A 2,217-nucleotide genomic window follows, 5' to 3' on the forward strand; every position below is an offset into this window, starting at 1 on the left:
CAGAGTTAGAACCTCAATATTACCAGGGTGGTATTTCAAGATTGGCTCCACCGAAACTAGCGTCTCGGTTTCAAAGCCTCCCACCTATCCTACACAAGTAAGATCAAAGTTCAATGTCAAGCTGCAGTAAAGGTTCACGGGGTCTTTCCGTCTAGCCGCGGGTACACCGCATCTTCACGGCGATTTCGATTTCACTGAGCCTCTGCTGGAGACAGCGCCCCCATCATTATGCCATTCGTGCAGGTCGGAACTTACCCGACAAGGAATTTCGCTACCTTAGGACCGTTATAGTTACGGCCGCCGTTTACTGGGGCTTCGATCAAGAGCTTCGCTTACGCTAACCCCATCAATTAACCTTCCAGCACCGGGCAGGCATCACACCCTATACGTCCACTTTCGTGTTTGCAGAGTGCTATGTTTTTAATAAACAGTTGCAGGGGCCTGGTTTCTGTGGCTGCTCTCAGCTCAGGAAGCAAGTTCCATCACCAAAAGCAGCGTACCTTCTCCCGAAGTTACGGTACCATTTTGCCTAGTTCCTTCAGCAGAGTTCTCTCAAGCGCTTTGGTCTACTCGACCTGACCACCTGTGTCGGTTTCGGGTACGATTCCAGTGTAACTGAAGCTTAGAGACTTTTCCTGGAAGTATGGTATCAGCCACTTCACTGTACAAGTACAGCTTGCTGTCAGATCTCAGCATAAAGTACCCCGGATTTGCCTAAGATACATGCCTACATCCTTTCACCTGGACAACCAACGCCAGGCTGACTTAACCTTCTCCGTCCTCTCATCGCATTACACTGAAGTATTGGAATATTAACCAATTTCCCATCGACTACGCCTCTCGGCCTCGCCTTAGGGGTCGACTCACCCAGCCCCGATTAACGTTGGACTGGAACCCTTGGTCTTTCAGCGAACGGGTTTTTCACCCGTTTTGTCGTTACTCACGTCAGCATTCGCACTTCTGATACCTCCAGCAGACTTCTCAATCCACCTTCATCGGCTTACAGAACGCTCCCCTACCACTTACACTAATGTGTAAATCCGCAGCTTCGGCATATAGTTTTAGCCCCGTTACATCTTCCGCGCAGGCCGACTCGACTAGTGAGCTATTACGCTTTCTTTAAAGGGTGGCTGCTTCTAAGCCAACCTCCTAGCTGTCTATGCCTTCCCACATCGTTTCCCACTTAACTATAATTTTGGGGCCTTAGCTGGCGGTCTGGATTGTTTTCCTCTTGACTACGGACGTTAGCACCCGCAGTCTGTCTCCCGGATAGTACTCATTGGTATTCGGAGTTTGCATCGGTTTGGTAAGTCGGGATGACCCCCTAGCCGAAACAGTGCTCTACCCCCAATGGTATTCGTCCGAGGCGCTACCTAAATAGCTTTCGGGGAGAACCAGCTATCACCGAGTTTGATTAGCCTTTCACCCCTATCCACAAGTCATCCCCTGGCTTTTCAACGACAGTGGGTTCGGTCCTCCAGTTAGTGTTACCCAACCTTCAACCTGCTCATGGATAGATCACCCGGTTTCGGGTCTACACCCAGCAACTAAACGCCCTATTAAGACTCGATTTCTCTACGGCTCCCCTAATCGGTTAACCTTGCTACTGAATGTAAGTCGCTGACCCATTATACAAAAGGTACGCAGTCACCAAACAAGTTGGCTCCCACTGCTTGTATGCATGCGGTTTCAGGATCTATTTCACTCCCCTCACAGGGGTTCTTTTCGCCTTTCCCTCACGGTACTGGTTCACTATCGGTCAGTCAGGAGTATTTAGCCTTGGAGGATGGTCCCCCCATATTCAGACAAGGTTTCACGTGCCTCGCCCTACTCGACATCATTATCTAAGCCCTTTCGCGTACAGGACTATCACCTACTATGGTCGCACTTCCCAGAGCGTTCCACTAAAGCTTAGATAACTTAATGGGCTTTTCCCCGTTCGCTCGCCGCTACTGAGGGAATCTCAATTGATTTCTTTTCCTAAGGGTACTGAGATGTTTCACTTCCCCTCGTTCGCCTCATAAACCTATGTATTCAGTTTATGATACCCGCCTTATAGCGGGTGGGTTCCCCCATTCAGAAATCTCCGGATCACAGGATATTTGCCGCCTCCCCGGAGCTTATCGCAGGCTATTACGTCTTTCATCGCCTCTGACTGCCAAGGCATCCACCACATGCACTTAATTACTTGACTATACAACCCCAAACAGTCGCCCA

Annotated in this window: 1 rRNA gene; it reads right to left on the bottom strand. The window is 49.8% G+C overall.

Annotated features, from left to right (window positions below):
* A 23S ribosomal RNA gene (locus FTU37_RS16405) occupies positions 1-2,194 on the bottom strand; the annotation flags it as partial.
* Positions 2,195-2,217 lie beyond the last annotated feature (23 nt).

The organism is Acinetobacter sp. YH12097 (genome assembly GCF_013419225.1).
GTDB lineage: Bacteria > Pseudomonadota > Gammaproteobacteria > Pseudomonadales > Moraxellaceae > Acinetobacter > Acinetobacter amyesii.